Below are 16,311 nucleotides of genomic sequence, written 5' to 3' on the forward strand. Positions count from 1 at the left end.
CGCCATAAATGACGACCTTGTAGGTCGGGCTTTAGCCCGTCAAATTTTAAATTTGAAATAGAGCCGGATTATACGTAAGCGTGAAACGTATTTCGCGCGCCCGAGAACTTAATCACTAGCGCCACTGTTAACCTTTAGGGTGTTTAAGCTCAAGCAAGTCCCATTTGTTGCCATATAAATCCTGAAACACCACCACAGTGCCGTAAGGCTCTTCTCTTGGTGATTCATTAAATACAACACCTTTACTTTTCATGCTGTTGTAATCACGCCAAAAGTCATTGCTGTGTAAAAACAAAAATACTCGACCACCGGTTTGATTACCAACAGCGTGCATTTGCTGTTGATTACTGGCTTTTGCAAGTAGCAGGTGTGTACCATTAGAACCCGGTGGCGAGACTAAAACCCACCGTTTTCCCTCGCCTAAATCGGTATCTTCAATCAATGTAAATTGTAATTTTTCGGTGTAGAAGGCTATGGCTTCATCGTAATCATTTACCACCAGTGCAACACTGCCGATGTGTTGCTTTATCTCATTTTTCATTACAAAACCTTACTGCATAAAACCCATTTGGATTATCAGTGTGCCTATTAACAAAAAACAAAACAACTGATTAAGTGAATGACAGTTTAAAGCCGCAGCACAGCAATATCAGCGGATAAAAAAACAAGAAAATAAAGAATAAAATATTCAAAGAAAAGACACCCAAAAAGCTCAACCAATTGTTTTAATTGATCATGTATATATAAACACCAGAAAAAACACCTCGTCCCCAAAATGAAAAAACTCAATTAAATACAAAAAGTTAAAAGTTTTTAGGTACAAAACAAAAGAAAATCCAAAAACACCAAATAAATAATAAAATATTCTTGATCTGTTCTATATTTGTACTATTTTAATTTAAGCAGCGACTGTATAGGTGTTGTATTTCGGTCACTGGTAATTAAAAAGTAAGATCCTTTAAGGGTCTTAGTTTCGCTATTAATGCTCAGTAACAACGAGTCAGATTAAAATAATAACAAATTTGAAAGGTGCAAAATGAAAGCTCTTCGCTTATCTAAAATGACCATTGCGGTTCAGTCAGCAATGCTATTGACTGCAAGTATGTCAATGCCAACCTTTTCACAAGAGGTGAAAAAGGACTTACCCACAAATAAAAATTCAGAAAAAAATCTCAAAGATGAAGAAATCGAAGTTATTCAAGTAACAGGTATTCGCTCATCTTTGCGTGAGAACTTGAATAATAAACGATATTCAGATGTTATTGTTGATTCTATTAATACAGAAGATATTGCCAAAAACCCTGATAAAAATATGGCTGAAGCGTTGCAACGTGTGGCTGGGGTACAAATTGAGCGACAATTTGGTGAAGGCTCGAAAGTGTCTATTCGCGGCACGTCACCCGAACTAACCAATACCCTAGTTAATGGTCAATCAGCCAAATCAGCATCCTATTTACCAGGCCAATCAGAAAGTAATGCCTTTGATTTTTCAAATATTCCAGCAGAGCGTGTTTCTAAAATTGAAGTCCATAAATCAGCCCGTGCCGACCTTGATGCCGGTGGTATTGGCGGCACCGTCATACTACATACTAAAAAACCTTTGGAACAAGAAGATGGCTATGGGTATTTTAATGTTGAATCAGAGTATAACGACTCTTCAAAGAAGTATTCACCACAAGTATCAACAGCCTATAACTTTGTCTCTGAAAATAAAAAGTTTGGCGCTTCAATTAGCGTAAGTCATCAACAACGCAAGGCATTTCGTACCGGTTTTGAATCAGATGGTATTGCTGGTAATGAAGGCGCGATCAGCACAGGCTTTGCACAAACAGATGCAATAGAGTGTCCAACAGAAGCATGTGCCAGCAGCGATATCAATCTGCGCCATATGAACAATCATGCCCTAATCATTACACGTCACATGGCATTAAATGGTTATACCTACGGTGACTTAGAAGCAGTCGCAAATAATGGTGCTTATTGGCCAACAGAAGATCCCAGTAACTCTGGTGTATGGAACAACTATACACAAAATTGGGGGCAACTAGATGAAGTGATAGACCCAACTTATATTGACCCAGTATGGGGGCTTTTTTGGGGTAGCAGAAGAGAAGCAGGGTTAGGTCAAACTCCTGCTAGAACATTAGGTAACATGGTCTACGCGCCAGCTTTCTCAACCGATGAAAGCCGCCTAGATACAACTTTAAACTTTCAGTGGGCACCTATTGATAACTTAAGTTTAAACCTAGAGATAAATCAGAATAAATCTGATCGAGATAATAAAAATGACAATTTATATGCTCAACCACACCGTATTGTGCAACTGCTGTATAGCAACGAAGTGCCTGGCATCGATCCTCGACTCGTGATGGATCCTGAACACGATATTGTTTTATCAGCAACCTACCCTATTGATGGCACAAATTTAGTTCGCGGTGCAGGCATGGTCTGGGATGGTAACAACTATTACGATGGCGATATCCGATGGGGTGAAATGATCCGTCGTGACTCAAACGATAGAAGTGGCACCGAAACTGAACAAAATCGCTACCATCTTACTGTTGATTTTGAACACGATGACTTTGTAATGAAGTTTCAAGCTGGTCACACAGAAGCAGAGAGTACCGTACTCGATCGTGGAACCACACTTGCCAGTCGTTATGGGGATTACGAAACGCTTTACTCAGGTGACGATGCATCTTTAAAAATCCCAACTTATGAAGGGGTCAATTTAGGGTATGGATATAACCCCGATACCGGCAAAGTATATTGGGGGCTTGAGGCTGACCCATCACTAACAGGGCAAGCGCTTATCGATGCACAACAGCGCGCTAAAAACTTCTTGCTTGCGCCTACTAACGAGTTTTATTTACTAACGGGTGGCTTAAATAACTCTGCTCGCTACCGTGAAAACACCGAAGATTTTCTGCAAGGAGATATTACGTGGTCTTTCGAGAATGACTTTTATATTGATAGCATCAAATTTGGCGCTAAGTATCGCGATATAGAACGTACACAGCGCTACTATACAGAAGGAGCGCGTTTTCATGGCTATGCAAATGAATCAAGTGATTTCCCTCTCATTCTAGCAGAGCAAATTGTAGGTGGTACGGTATCTGGCTTAGACTCTGCGGGTCATGATATACCTAATGAATATTTTGATATCGACCAAGCAAAACGTGACTCATTGCTCAATGATCACTTTTTATTACTCAATTCAGAAGGCACACCGAATGAAGGTGCTTGTGTAGATGCAATCGCAAACTCAGCAAACCCTGAAAACTATTATGGCTGTCGTTCTGGTTTAACTGAATCGGCAGGATCAGCCTATAAAGTAACTGAAGAATTACTAGCCTATTATGCAATGGCAAACTTCAGTGGTGAAAAATTCAGAGGTAATGTAGGTATTCGCGTAGTCGACACACAACGAGAATCTGTCGGTAATGAAGTGGCAAAAGATGAAAATGGTCAGCTTCTTTCATACCCTATTGATGAAACCGATCCAAATTATGTCGCGGGTCTTGCTGGTTTTAATCAGTATTCGCCGCTTGTGCAAAAAAGTAGTACTAAAGACTATTTACCAAGTTTTAATATTGCTTATGACCTTGCTGACGATCTTGTTCTAAGAGCCGCCGCGTCAAAGAATATTTCTCATCCGAGCCTTACTCAGCTCAGAAGTAACTTTAGCTTAGTAACCGAACGCTACCGATTCTACACTGACGGTAGACAGCAAGATTTAACCCCAAATGGAGATGCTGAGCGCCTACCAATGGATTCGCAGCGCCGAGGATCGGTTGGTAATCCAAACTTAGGTTCATATTCATCAGTCAACTCTGAAGTAGGCGTAGAATGGTACTTTGCTGAGTCATCTATTTTTGCCATTACAGCCTTTCAAAAAGATATTAAAGATATGGTGCGATCATCATCTCAAGTTCAAGACTTAAGTTACCTAGGGGATGAAGGGAAAACAGATGATAACGGTTACTCAATATACGGAGACTACGTTGTTAGTTCTTACTTCAATACAGGTGAGCAAAAAGTAAAAGGGCTTGAATTTCAGTTACAACATGATTTCGGTAATGGTTTTGGTGGCTTAATTAATTACACTTATACAGATGTGCCGGATCAAAAGTTCAACACCTCAACCTTTTCATATGAAATAGCTGATATGACTGATACAGAAACTCATTTGAGTGATCCGTCTCAACGTGAGTACTTTGAAGTTACTGGGTTTAATACTCAAACAGTTAGTCAAACAGAACCTATGTTTGGACAGTCACAAGACACCCTCAATGCATCTATTTATTTTGAAAATGACACTTTTTCGGCACGGTTGTCATATAACTATCGAAGTGAATTCGCCAATGCCAGCTTTACAGATGGTATTCGTTACACTGATGCGCGCCAACAACTCGACTTCAAAGCGACCTATCAAATCCTAGACAATTTAGTAGCAAGCTTTGCAGTAACAAACTTAACCAATGAAAATGTTGTGCAATACATAAAAACATCACAAATTGTTAATGACCCAGTTATTAATAAAATGAAATGGATCGACGAAATTGGCGAAGATGGTGTCGCAACAGGCAATCGCGTTGTCGCTAAAGATGAAAATGGCAACAATATTGTTGAGTCTTCTGTCTCAGGAGAAGAGGCCTTTGCCATTTTATCGCAAGCAAGTGGTATTCCTGTTGAAGAGTTAAAACCTTATTACCAAAATCATTTAGATAAGATATTTGTTAATGAGTGGACTAATGGCCGTCGCTACTACTTAGGCATAAACTGGACCTTTTAGCGATTATTTTTCTATTAAGTGGTTATTAAAATAGCCACTTAATAGTTTACATCTAGCCTTCGCACCTCATTTACAGCAACTCGATTAAAGTAACTACTCAATACTTGTTAATCATCTGCAAAATAAACAAACCTGTTCTAACGCCCAACCACCAATCTAACTTTTAAAAAAGAAATTCTTTAAGCAAATAACCCACTACTAAAAACTTAAGCCATTATTTAGCAATACTTATTTTCTAAACCCTCAATAAAACAATAATAAAGAAGTAAGTCTAACTGGATAACCTAGCATCTTTTTGCTAAATTTATTTGGACCATGGAGTGGGATTTAGTTAAAGGAACAACAATGAACGAATTTGATATTTTCATTAAAAATATTGTTTTAAATTGCATACGTGAGCAAGGTAGCTGCAGTGATCTTCATGAAGAAGATGAACAACTAACTTTCTATGTGAACATAAACAGCAGCGATAAGTTATGCTCTCAGAAACAGTTTAAAATAACTTACCCAATTAGTTACTCAATTGAGTCTGCACTTAGATACGAAATCGATTTACTCAGATACCTAGATTCAGGTGAAATAAGAACCCCTTTTACATCAGATATTATTGAAGTACTAAAATCAGAACTTGAGTATTTTGTATCAAGCAGCAAACCGCAGGGTGAGTACCATATTTGTTGATACCTGAGTGATAGCCTGATAAAAAAAGTTTTATCAGGCTGTTACTAATCAAGTTACTGCCATTTCTTGCTGTAGCAGTGACGTGGATCATTTTATTGTATACACGCAATTAAATGGCAAGCTCTTCATTAATCTAGCCAAACATTGCCGGTTTGATGTGTCCAAAATATAGATGCTTTGCCATCACTACGCTGATAAAAATGCTTTACCTTTATCAGATGACTAACTTTTGAAATGACCTTTATATTGCCTTGAACAAACGCAATTACTCGTTGCTGTATTTTAAGTTTGCTGGTTCTTCCTGCTAAAGACTGCTAAGTGAAACTTTTAAACACAAAATGAGAATGCTTTAATTGGCTATTTTCAAACATCCTCATTGTGTATTCCAATTAATTCATCAGCTTATTGGTAAAGTAATTTTAATTTGTTTGGTAATAAAAGCTTGTTTTAGAGAGTGGTTTTATTATGTCGTACTCTAGGCCAAAAGCATTTCTATCACCGCTTTTAGGTATAGTGTATTTATCTAAAAGGACTACTCCCCAATGATTATCGCTAAGGCCACCAAAGATCACATTGACGCTGTCATACTCATCTTTTGTAATAGCTGCAACCTTATACTCAACCATTAAATCTCTGAGTTCTTGTGTATCAGCTGATAGCTCCATCAAGTTTGGCTCTGCATCAGGGCTTAGAATTTTATAATCGGCAGAGGGTACAAACCCAGCATATTTTGATGGTGTATAACTTATTAATTGGGTGGGAGAATAAAAAGTATTGTTAACACGGTACACGTGCGGCGCAGATTGCTGGACAAGTTTTAAAGTTTGGCTATTTTTAAATGCCAAAATTTCTGCCTCCGATACATCTAAAAATGACCGAATTAACTTAAGTCTTTGTTCAGTACACTTTTCTTTTTTACAAATAACTAAATTTGGAAGTTTTGTTCCAACTTGCTCTTTAACATTTAAAAACTGGCTACCAAGCACTCCTAAGTTAAAGTTAGTGAACGCTTGCTTATCTTTGTCATTTTTAAATTTAGTGGCATGAATATCAAAGATGCTAAACGGATAAAAAGAGGGTAAGTAGGCAAGCTCTAAATCGGTTTGCGGCATCATTTCATCCATGTGCTTTAATACCGCGCGATACTCTTTATCTATTTCATCATTAAAATAGTCTGGTCTTTCAGCCAGTGCTGTAACAGAAAATAAAAAAGCACTACAAAGTAATATTTTGTTTAACATGAAAAAATAAATCCTTTTGATTAAAACTATTTTGAAAACCATACCATTTGGGTAAAAAATTACATAATTTGCAGTTGAGCCACTTTCAAGCTTGAAAGAAAATCAAAACAGATTAAAGCATTAAATTATTTATATTTTTTCAACATAAAATCTTATAAGCAACAATTTCATTATGCTAAGCTAGCTGCAATTATAAAAAAATATCATTGATTGGTATCAGAGTAGCTGTATGGAGTAATGATCAGATGATAAGGATATTGTGCATATTGCTATTTGCAACCAATGTGGCTGCAAATGATGTTCAGAGTGAAATCAACCGTGTTCTTCACGGTTATACAACATATTCTGAATCTGTCGAAATTTTAGCTAGATTAGAGCAGCAAATGCCTTATGCAGATGTGCAAGATAATGCGCATGTAATGGCATTTAAATGTTGGTTTTCTAATACATCTACTCCTAGCGGGCTTAGTGAATATAAACATTTTCTAGAAACAGCCAAGCCAATCATCCAAAAAGCAAATAATATTACCTTAAAACATGAGCTTGCTGTCTGTGAAGCAAACCAAGAGTATACACAAGGTGATTATCAAACAGCTCTTGAGCACTTAAAGCCTATAATCAACACTACATCAGTAGAAAAAACAACCTCCCCTAAGCAATTATCAACCATCGCTACTGCTCACATTGTACTTAACCGAATTCAGTTAGCTAAAGGCAACTATCAAGAGGCATTCGACTCTGCAAAAACAGCTTATCAGTTATTTGAAAAAGCAGGTAACGACTACGAAAAAGCACTCGCATTAAAAGAAATCGCCGATATTCACATAGCGTTGTACAACTATGAACTTGCAATTGAACAATTGCAGCGTGCTAAGTTAGCGCTATCGAAATTTAATGAGCAAGAGCAATACAAGGTACTCGATTTACTCGCGTATGCTTATGAAGAAAAAGGCGACTTAATAAAGGCGGTTGAATTATACGAGTCGATTAAAAAAGATGTTCGTCGTTTCGAAAGTGATAATGGCTATGCTTACATATTAATAAAGCTGACAGAACTCAATATAAATTTAAATAGGTTATCTCAGGCAGAGCCATATCTAATTGAGCTAAAAACACTTTCTGTTGATGACAGTTGGATTTTGACTCTTTACAACTTCACTAAATCAGAATGGTACTTGGCTACAGCTCAGTTGCAAGTAGCCGTTACATCTCATGAGAAGATAGCCGGGCAACAACAATCTTGGCCCGAGAGCTTACAGGAGCGCTATTTAAATTTAACCTCACAGCTTGCCGCTGCAACAGGAGATACTTTCTTACAAATAACATCTCAGCGGCAATTAATCGATTTAATAAATAAAAAACAGCAGGCTTTAGCAAATAACATGCTTATTTCTGCCAGATTAAACTTTAACTATGAGCAACAAAACCGCGAAATTACTCGTTTAGAACATGAGTCAAAGCTACAACAAAAGCTTTTAGCAGTAGCCGAAGATAAGTCATTTTGGCAAGGCTTAACGGTGATGATAACTTGCTTATGTTTACTGATATTCGCTATTTATACCTTCAAACAAGTTCGCCAGAAAAAGTATTTTGAAATACTCGCTTTAAAAGATGAGCTTACCGGCATACCGAATCGAAGAGCTATTCTAAATTTAAAACGAAGTGTCATGCAGCAAAACAAACTCAATAAACAAGTCAGCTCTTTGATTTCTATCGATATTGATTATTTCAAAGCGGTCAATGATCAATACGGTCACGATATAGGTGATGAATTAATCATATCCATAGTCAATACGATTGTGCACACAGTCCGTTGCTCTGACCGGGTAGGTCGTGTTGGTGGCGAAGAGTTTTTAATTGTGCTTGAGAATCAATCTTTAGAAAATGCACAGGAGATTGCTGAGCGTATTAGGCTTTCTGTTGCCGAAAAGGAGCATACCTCATTATCAATAAGCGCTACTGTTAGTCTGGGTGTCATTGAAATTGCACCTAACGAAACAACGGAGCAGGCCGCCAAAAGGGTCGATTTACACCTTTATAAGGCAAAAGAAGGGGGGCGAAATACTGTTTTCTCTTAACTTTTTTAGGAGTTCAACAACAATCAAATAAATAGACTTAGGTTTTAACAAACAAATTAAACATTCAACTTTGTTCTGATTTTACGATAAATAATACGTAATATGACAATAGTCATAAATCTGTAATTTAATTAATTCATAATTGGCGCTAATTTAATCACCTAATGTAATGAACAAGTAATGGACAGTGCCTTGGTGCAACTTTCGTTTGCACTCCCCTCTAATGAAGACCCTTTATGTGCAGCGCTTGCGCACACTATGGAATATGAACAATTGCATTTTGCTGCCAATGAGCAAAAGCGTGTTGTATTTTGTTGTGTGCTACCTGACGATGCTCACGAAGGTGATGTGATCTCTATTAGTGCAACACGCCCTGATGCCCGCGAGTCTGCCTATTTTACTGCGTACACGTTAACACAACACGATTTAGAACAGCACGTGATCAGCCTTACTTTAGAAAATGTCACGCACAGTGGCGAATTTGTGCTGCAATTAATGCTGCATGGCATGCATGCAACACTTAAAGACAGCGCCCAATTCGATGTTAGCATTGCTGCAAGCACATCAGCAGAGCTTTTAACTAGCGAGCAAGCTAAAAACCAAGGTCTACGCCGTTACATCAGCAATATTGGCGCAACCTTTTTAGCTTTTTTTTAGGGCCTAGTCAGCAAAGCTAATTTTACCCATGGTAATATCGGGGATCCCTTGCTCGGTATTACCAAAGCGTTGTTGCCCACCCGACAAACATTCGTTCGCTAAAATAGCAAATAACACAGCCTCTTTTGCATCTGGATTTATACCTAACGAATCAGTGTTATTTATTACAGTAAGCTCTGGGCAATGAGCCAAAATAATCTTCATTAATAATGGATTATGAACCCCACCACCACTGGCGTATACAGCCACATCAGTTAAGCCTTCACTGCATTGGTTAATTGCCTTGGCAATCATGACTCCTGAAAACTGCACTAAAGTTGCCATAACATCAAAGTGCGATAACGCTTGCGTATTTGAACGTGCTTGTGCCGCTGCTAAATAGTCTAGATTGAACACTTCTGGCCCGGTGGTTTTTGGAAACCCTAAACCAAAAAATGCATCATCACACAGCGCAGTGAGTAAAGCTTCATTTACCGCGCCTTTTGTTGCAATAGCGGCATCTTTATCATAATGAAGGGGTGCAAAGTAACGCTGTACATAGGCATCCATAATGGTATTGCCTGGGCCAATATCAGAGCTAAAAACCGCTCGTGGATCAGCCGATTTTGGTAAGTAGGTTAAGTTTGCAATGCCGCCCATGTTTAACAATATGCGGTTTTCACTGGTACTTGTGAAGTATAAATAATCACCATATACAGCAAGCGGTGCACCTTCACCACCCGCTGCTATGTGTTTTTGTCTAAAATCACCTATGGTGGTAATGCCAGCAGTCACTGCAAGGTGATCGCTATCGCCAATTTGTAGCGTTGCATTGCCATATTCTGGGCGCTTATGTTGGTTTTTAGGGCAGTGATAAATTGTTTGACCATGACTGGCAATCACATCTATCTGCTCATTTTCGACCCCCCAAGAGGCTAACGTTTTTGCGACCATTTCACCATGTAACTGGCCAATCCATGGATTGAGTAAAGTGACTTCTTCAAGGTCGCACTCGCGTTTGGCAAATACTCGTTTTACACGCGTTTTATAATCATCGTCATAATCGACGGTGGTAAACTTTAATACTTCTACATGGGTGTTCATACCCTGCCCTGATACTTCACACAGTGCGATATCAAGACCATCTAACGAGGTACCACTCATCAGACCAATAATTAATTTTTTTTCTTTTTTTGCGCTTAAATACAGTTTCTCAATATGTTGATGCATAAATAAATCACTTAAAATCAGCTTATTAGATGTAAATAAGCGGGTTGACGACTTGGAATAGTTTATATTTTAAAATAATAGATTTAAAGAATAATTATTGCAAAGATTTTTAAATTGCTTTAAAACTGTACCAGTGTTCTCCCCAAAAGGAGAACACGACGTATCATAACAAAAAGTATGACTCTTTAAATTAACTAAATGGTCTAGGTAGTAAACCAACCTGCGTTGATTTAAATGATAAAACGCAAGGGAATCATCATGAAAGCAAAGACAACAACCGGACATCGCTCACTATTGCTGCTCTCGCCTTTAGCTCTAGCTGTAAGTTCAGTAATAAGTTATGCCCACGCAGAAGACGCCGAACAAGTTAAAAAGCCCGAGGTGATCACTGTTACAGGTTCACGCATCCAACGAACTGAGCTGGTTTCAAGCAGCCCTGTCGTAAGTGTTGATGAAGCACAAATTCACTTAGATCGCGCAGTGAACGTTGAAGATATTACCGCAAAACTACCACAGGCTGCAGCAGGTGCTAACAGCACAGGTGCAACAGTGGGTGACTCTTTCGGCTCATCAACCATTGATTTACGTGGCCTTGGCCAAAACCGCACATTGGTGCTGATTGACGGTACTCGCGCCGTACCATTTAGTTTTCGTAACTCGGTTGACGTAAATACCATTCCTGCCGGATTAATTAAACGCGTTGATGTATTAACTGGTGGTGCAGCAGCGGTTTACGGTGCCGATGCCGTAGCTGGTGTTGTTAACTTTGTTTTAGACGATGATTTTACTGGCGCTGAATTCTCAACCAGTTACGAAAGTGCCGACGGCGGTAACGAAAAGCTTAACTTTGAAGCTATTTTTGGTGGCGATATCGCCGATGGCAGCGGCCATGTAACAGGCTATATTGGTTATACTGAGCGTAAAGAGCTATTAGCCGGCGAGCGTGACTACGCGCTTGAAAACTCAACAAGCATGATCAACAGCGGTGGTTATTATACTGACGTTGCATCTGGCAATAGTATCGGTATTGCTGATTCTGGTGCTGTAACAAGTGAGCGTCAAACAGCTGATTTCACTCCTGATCGTTATTTAACTCAACCAATGGACCGTTTTTCTGCGGGCTTATTATTCGACGTTGATGTCAGCGACAGTGCCATTGCTTATGGCCGCGCAATGTATTCTAAAGTGACCGTAAATGGTGCGGGTGCCAGTGGTCAAACCCCGATTTTTGTTAACGAGCAAGTAACCCTAACGCAAGACAATGCATATATTCCTGATGAACTACGCAACCAACTGACGTTTGATAGTGAAGGCAATGCCCTTGTTAATGTTGAACGTAACCTAGGTTTAGGTGTGCAACACACCGAAGCGGTACGTGATTCAATGCAATTTCAACTAGGTTTAAAAGGTGATATAACAGACTATCTATACTATGACGTATACGGTCAGTACGGTAAAACCGACGAAGTAGCCACCATTTATAATAATGCGTATCGCAATGATAACAGTGGTAATAGTCGCTTTGCTGCCCTTGCAAACTCGGTAGATATTTTTGATCCAAACCATGATTTCAGTGACTTTAGTGACCCACTGCTATATACCACTCGCGACCGTACACAAAGCGTAATCTCAGCAACGTTATCGGGTGATTCTGGGTTCTTATTTGAGTTACCAGCCGGTGCTATTGATTTTGCAATCGGTTATGAATACCGTAAAGAAACCGGTAAACAAACACCGGGCGATGCATTTAGAAACGGTACCAGCTTCGCATCTATTAGCGCATTTGATATGGATGCAAGCTTTAGCTCAGAAGAATTCTATGCTGAAATTTTAGTGCCTATCTTGGTTGATAAACCATTTGCTGAAGAGCTTAGCTTTGAAGGTGCCTACCGTATTTCTGATTACTCAAATACCGAAGCAGAAGACACCTACAAACTAGGTATCAACTGGGCAATTAACAGCGATATTCGTATTCGTGCAAACCGCTTAACCGCGTTTAGAGCACCTAACTTAGGTGAGTTTGCCAGCCCAATCACAGCGCTATCGTTATCATTATTTGACCAAAACAGCGATCAATTTGTACCACGACTAGCAGGGCGTTATAACGGCGATCCATGTTTACTTGGTACCGGTGATGCGACCCAATGTGCTGCGTTTGGTGCGCCGCCAGTTGGCACTGAGTTCGACTCAAGTACAGCAAAATATACCTATGGTGGTAACCCAAATATTAAGCCTGAGCAAGCCGAGTCAGATACATTAGGCATTGTTTACACACCTAGCTATTTAGAAGGCTTTGACTTATCACTCGATTACTACAGTATTCGCGTAACAGATGCGGTAAGCCAAATTCAGCCAGGTGCTGCGCTACAAAGCTGTTATGTTGACGACCCGAACCCGAACAACCCATTGTGTGGAGCGGTACTTCGTGATCCAAACACCGGTTTCATTAGCACAGCTATCGTTAATGACTTTAACTTAGCTGCAATTGAGCAAGAAGGTATCGACGTTGCAGCAAATTATGTCATTGATGCACCAGAGCAAATGGGTGGTCGTTTTAGATTCTCGTACCAAGGTAATTTTGTTACTAAACAAACGCGCCAAAACAACAGCACAGTGCCTGAAGTTGACTGTAAAGGAACTTACGGCAGCGCCTGTTCTGGTGACTTTGCCAGTGTTTTACAAGCTGACTACAAACACCGAGCAAGCATTGATTGGCAGTTAGATAACATGAACTTCCAACTTGGCTGGCGCAGAATTGGTGAAGTAGAGTATGCTGTTGACCGTTCAGAAACAATTTCAGCACAAAATTACTTAGACTTTGCCGCTGCATGGCAAGTTAATGAGGAACTTGCTGTTAACTTTGGTGTCGATAACTTATTAGACCGTGAACCACCAACACCTGAAATAGGCGCAAACCACTTTAACACTGTGAGTGATTATAGTGTGATTGGCCGCTCAGTCGGTGTTTCACTAAGATATGCTCCAAGCTTCTAATTAATCCTACTGTTTTAGCTACACAGGATTGATCCCCTCAAGCGCACCCTGCCCGGTGCGCTTTTTTATTTTAAACAGGCAGTCATTATATCAACAATAAAAAAGGGACAGCGTTTAGATTGTTGGTTATGATATGAGCAACAAAAAGCAGCAAGGAAGATGTAATGCTCAAATCAATAAAGTCAAAAATCCCATTTATTTTCCTGATTAGTATTAGTCTTTTTTGGGGTATGTATTACCAAGGTAGCCACCCATTAAATGACTTTGGTAAAGCAAACTTTGAATGGTTATACCTACTTGATGCACTGATAGTATTACCTGTACTTTGCTTAATATTAATTAAAAATAAGAAAGAAGCGGCTTTTAAAGCATTGATGCTGTGCTCACTCGCGATTTTAGTGGGGAGTTACATTATTCCCGAACAAAACAAATTTTTAATGAATTACTTAGAGCAAGGTCGTTACGGGCTTTTAGCTTTGATTGTAATTTTAGAGCTAAGTGCTCTCATTACTGTGTACCTGGCAATAAAATCCGCTTTAAGCCAGCAGATAGATCCTGATATAGCTATAGAAAGGCCAATTAACAAGCGTTTCAAACAAAGCGTAATTGCAAACTTTTTATGTTTCGAAACACGGATGTGGGCTTTCTTATTTTACGCTAAACACATTAAACCAAGCTATTTCACTGGTGAACAACATTTTAGTTACCATAAAAAAGATGGATCACAAGCTAACTTACTTGGCTTTATTTTTATTATCTTGTTAGAACTGCCACTGATGCATTTATTTTTACACTTTGTATGGTCATCATCAGCAGCAAACATTATCACTGGTTTAACTATTTTTAGCCTTTTATTCTTTACTGCAGAGTATCGAGCGGTTGCAAAGCGTCCTGTTTCTATCAGTAAGTCGCAACTCGTTATTCGCTATGGGCTATATCCTGCTTACAATATTGCTTTAGAAAATATCAAAACCATTGATTTAAATGCCGATTTCATTTCACGCGCTCGAACAATCAAGCGCTATAATTATTCAGGTTGCCCAAATATTAAAATCACGCTCATTGAGCCTATTGGTGATATCAACATTGTTTTTCTAGGACTAGATAACCCTCATCATTTTATAGACTCAATCAACAAGGAGCGAAAAAATGCCATTTAACCAGCAAGAACGCAGCGCGCTTTTAGCGCTCAAAGGTGTGGGGCCTACGGTGATAAAACGGTTTGAAGAAATCGGTATTGAATCGTTTGAGGAGTTAGCCGGGTTTGATGCCAACACAATTGCTGAACGTGTAGCGTCAATGCTGCATTCAAGTTGTTGGCAAAATAGCCCGCAAGCGAAAGCGGCAATCAACGCCGCTATAACGCGAGCAAAGCAAGGCTAAAGTTCAATCACTTCTATTGCACCGCGCTTTTGCATGGTGACATACACTTTGCTTTGCGTATCGTTAAAGGCCAAATTAGTTGGATGCTGGCCTTTTAATTGGTAGCTATTTAATAGCTTGCCGGTAGGCGATACTTCAAGCACCTTTCCTGCACCGTAACGAGTGATAAACACATGTCCTTGATTATTAACGCGCATGCCGTCTAAGCCATGCTCAGCAAACTTAATCAAAACTTTTTTATTGCTAATGTTTAAGTTCTCATCTAGATCATATTGCCAAACTACTCGCTGCACACTCTCGTTCACATAGAGCTTAGTGTTGTCGTTATTAACGGCAATACCATTGGTGGTGCCCATGTTTTTTTCGAGTAAATGCGTGCTGCCATCTGCATTAATACGCCAAAGTTGGCCCGTTTCGTTCGTCCAATTAGGGTCACTTGCAAACAACGCACCGCTTTGGGTGATAGCAATGTCATTGGGTTGATTCATGTTGCTATTATGGGCGAACACTTCTGCTTTATTGCTGCCAGCAGGTACTTTTAAAATATTGTGATTCACGTAATCGGCAATAAATAAATTACCTTGCGAGTCGAACTGTAGGCCATTACCAACGCTGTCATTTGGTAGCCGTACAAATAACGATGTTTTGCCCATGTTATCAACGCGGCCAATGGTTCCTTGCTGGGCATAGTTCACCGCGTACAAGGCACCGTTATACATGGTTGGCCCTTCAACGCCTTGAGTAAAAACGTTATCTTTAACAAAGTCTTGGCTATCTATCGCTAGCGCAGCAGGCGAGCAAATAAGTGCGCTCAAAACGAAAAAATGACGCGTTGATTTCATGGTAATCCTTTTAATTATCTAAGCTGGTATACACTGCTAATATGGGATATTCGTTTTCACCAAAAGACAAAGTCAATGAGCGCCTTTCACCATCATCTAACTTAATGCCTTCGTCAAAGCTTTGCGGATGTACACGACGCCCATCAGCAAACAGCGCCATAATGTGGTCAGCCTGTAAAATACGCGAGCCTGATGCTTTGTTTTCAATCGTCACAACAGCTAAACGACGACCACTTTCACTGCTCATTAATACACTATGGACAATGCTAAATTGACTTTGCTTAGGGTAATGTTTGTCATCATTTTCAAATGCAAAATTACCGCTTTGCAGCATCACTGGATCAACCGATAACACGTCGTTATTTGCATAAGCATTAACAGTCACCAAGCCCACTAACAAAATACGCTTCATTACTATCCTTTTAAGTTAG

General features: G+C 39.4%; 12 protein-coding genes. 7 read left to right on the plus strand and 5 right to left on the minus strand.

Translation table 11 applies throughout. The features are described from left to right. Positions 1-127: 127 nt before the first annotated feature. Positions 128-541, minus strand: coding sequence for a VOC family protein (locus AAEU31_RS02540; protein WP_199527479.1), 414 nt, complete (start codon positions 539-541; stop codon positions 128-130). 495 nt (positions 542-1,036) lie between these two features. Here AAEU31_RS02540 and AAEU31_RS02545 point away from each other — a divergent pair, with 495 nt between their 5' ends. Beyond that, positions 1,037-4,795 carry a TonB-dependent receptor gene (locus AAEU31_RS02545; RefSeq protein ID WP_421966327.1) on the plus strand — a complete coding sequence of 1,253 codons (3,759 nt, stop codon included), beginning with the start codon at positions 1,037-1,039 and terminating at the stop codon, positions 4,793-4,795. A 345-nt stretch (positions 4,796-5,140) separates the two neighbouring features. Further along, complete coding sequence (locus AAEU31_RS02550) at positions 5,141-5,476, plus strand: hypothetical protein (RefSeq protein WP_138558180.1); 336 nt, start codon at positions 5,141-5,143, stop codon at positions 5,474-5,476. A 419-nt stretch (positions 5,477-5,895) separates the two neighbouring features. Here the strand turns inward: AAEU31_RS02550 and AAEU31_RS02555 are convergent, their stop codons facing one another. Next, positions 5,896-6,759, minus strand: a complete 864-nt coding sequence (locus AAEU31_RS02555) for a hypothetical protein (RefSeq protein WP_240704566.1) — start codon at positions 6,757-6,759, stop codon at positions 5,896-5,898. 224 nt (positions 6,760-6,983) lie between these two features. Between AAEU31_RS02555 and AAEU31_RS02560 the strand changes: the two genes are divergently transcribed. Both AAEU31_RS02560 and AAEU31_RS02565 read left to right on the plus strand, forming a co-directional pair. Next, a complete protein-coding gene (locus AAEU31_RS02560; protein WP_421966328.1) occupies positions 6,984-8,795 on the plus strand; it encodes a GGDEF domain-containing protein in 1,812 nt (603 codons plus the stop codon). Positions 8,796-8,975: 180 nt separating this feature from the next. Further along, positions 8,976-9,452, plus strand: coding sequence for a hypothetical protein (locus tag AAEU31_RS02565; protein ID WP_135926760.1), 477 nt, complete (start codon positions 8,976-8,978; stop codon positions 9,450-9,452). Between the two features lie 3 nt (positions 9,453-9,455). Here the strand turns inward: AAEU31_RS02565 and AAEU31_RS02570 are convergent, their stop codons facing one another. Next, entirely contained in the window at positions 9,456-10,661 is a 1,206-nt protein-coding gene (locus tag AAEU31_RS02570) for an anhydro-N-acetylmuramic acid kinase (protein ID WP_421966329.1), read from the minus strand. Between the two features lie 258 nt (positions 10,662-10,919). Here AAEU31_RS02570 and AAEU31_RS02575 point away from each other — a divergent pair, with 258 nt between their 5' ends. The 3 genes from AAEU31_RS02575 (at position 10,920) to AAEU31_RS02585 (ending at position 15,038) form a co-directional block, all read left to right on the plus strand. Next, a complete protein-coding gene (locus tag AAEU31_RS02575) occupies positions 10,920-13,655 on the plus strand; it encodes a TonB-dependent receptor domain-containing protein (protein ID WP_295508577.1) in 2,736 nt (911 codons plus the stop codon). 164 nt (positions 13,656-13,819) lie between these two features. Then, positions 13,820-14,815 (plus strand): hypothetical protein, encoded by a 996-nt coding sequence (locus tag AAEU31_RS02580; RefSeq protein WP_421966330.1) that lies wholly within the window; start codon positions 13,820-13,822, stop codon positions 14,813-14,815. After that, complete coding sequence (locus AAEU31_RS02585; RefSeq protein ID WP_235382952.1) at positions 14,805-15,038, plus strand: helix-hairpin-helix domain-containing protein; 234 nt, start codon at positions 14,805-14,807, stop codon at positions 15,036-15,038. Before AAEU31_RS02580 ends, AAEU31_RS02585 begins: the two co-directional genes overlap by 11 nt. On the opposite strand, the gene AAEU31_RS02590 is transcribed toward AAEU31_RS02585, so the two are convergent. Next, complete coding sequence (locus AAEU31_RS02590) at positions 15,035-15,880, minus strand: SMP-30/gluconolactonase/LRE family protein (RefSeq protein ID WP_421966331.1); 846 nt, start codon at positions 15,878-15,880, stop codon at positions 15,035-15,037. The two genes, AAEU31_RS02585 and AAEU31_RS02590, sit on opposite strands and share 4 nt — an antisense overlap. 10 nt (positions 15,881-15,890) lie before the next feature. Beyond that, positions 15,891-16,292, minus strand: a complete 402-nt coding sequence (locus AAEU31_RS02595; protein ID WP_138558187.1) for a hypothetical protein — start codon at positions 16,290-16,292, stop codon at positions 15,891-15,893. Positions 16,293-16,311 lie beyond the last annotated feature (19 nt).

The sequence above is a fragment of the Pseudoalteromonas thalassia genome, assembly GCF_049257215.1.
Classification (GTDB): Bacteria; Pseudomonadota; Gammaproteobacteria; order Enterobacterales; family Alteromonadaceae; genus Pseudoalteromonas; species Pseudoalteromonas lipolytica_C.

Coding starts and splice junctions, on each gene's coding strand:
- AAEU31_RS02540 (WP_199527479.1), bottom strand. CDS start 541: ATGAAAAATGAGATAAAGCAACACATCGGCAGTGTTGCACTGGTGGTA.
- AAEU31_RS02545 (WP_421966327.1), top strand. CDS start 1,037: ATGAAAGCTCTTCGCTTATCTAAAATGACCATTGCGGTTCAGTCAGCA.
- AAEU31_RS02550 (WP_138558180.1), top strand. CDS start 5,141: ATGAACGAATTTGATATTTTCATTAAAAATATTGTTTTAAATTGCATA.
- AAEU31_RS02555 (WP_240704566.1), bottom strand. CDS start 6,759: ATGGTTTTCAAAATAGTTTTAATCAAAAGGATTTATTTTTTCATGTTA.
- AAEU31_RS02565 (WP_135926760.1), top strand. CDS start 8,976: ATGGACAGTGCCTTGGTGCAACTTTCGTTTGCACTCCCCTCTAATGAA.
- AAEU31_RS02570 (WP_421966329.1), bottom strand. CDS start 10,661: ATGCATCAACATATTGAGAAACTGTATTTAAGCGCAAAAAAAGAAAAA.
- AAEU31_RS02575 (WP_295508577.1), top strand. CDS start 10,920: ATGAAAGCAAAGACAACAACCGGACATCGCTCACTATTGCTGCTCTCG.
- AAEU31_RS02580 (WP_421966330.1), top strand. CDS start 13,820: ATGCTCAAATCAATAAAGTCAAAAATCCCATTTATTTTCCTGATTAGT.
- AAEU31_RS02585 (WP_235382952.1), top strand. CDS start 14,805: ATGCCATTTAACCAGCAAGAACGCAGCGCGCTTTTAGCGCTCAAAGGT.
- AAEU31_RS02590 (WP_421966331.1), bottom strand. CDS start 15,880: ATGAAATCAACGCGTCATTTTTTCGTTTTGAGCGCACTTATTTGCTCG.
- AAEU31_RS02595 (WP_138558187.1), bottom strand. CDS start 16,292: ATGAAGCGTATTTTGTTAGTGGGCTTGGTGACTGTTAATGCTTATGCA.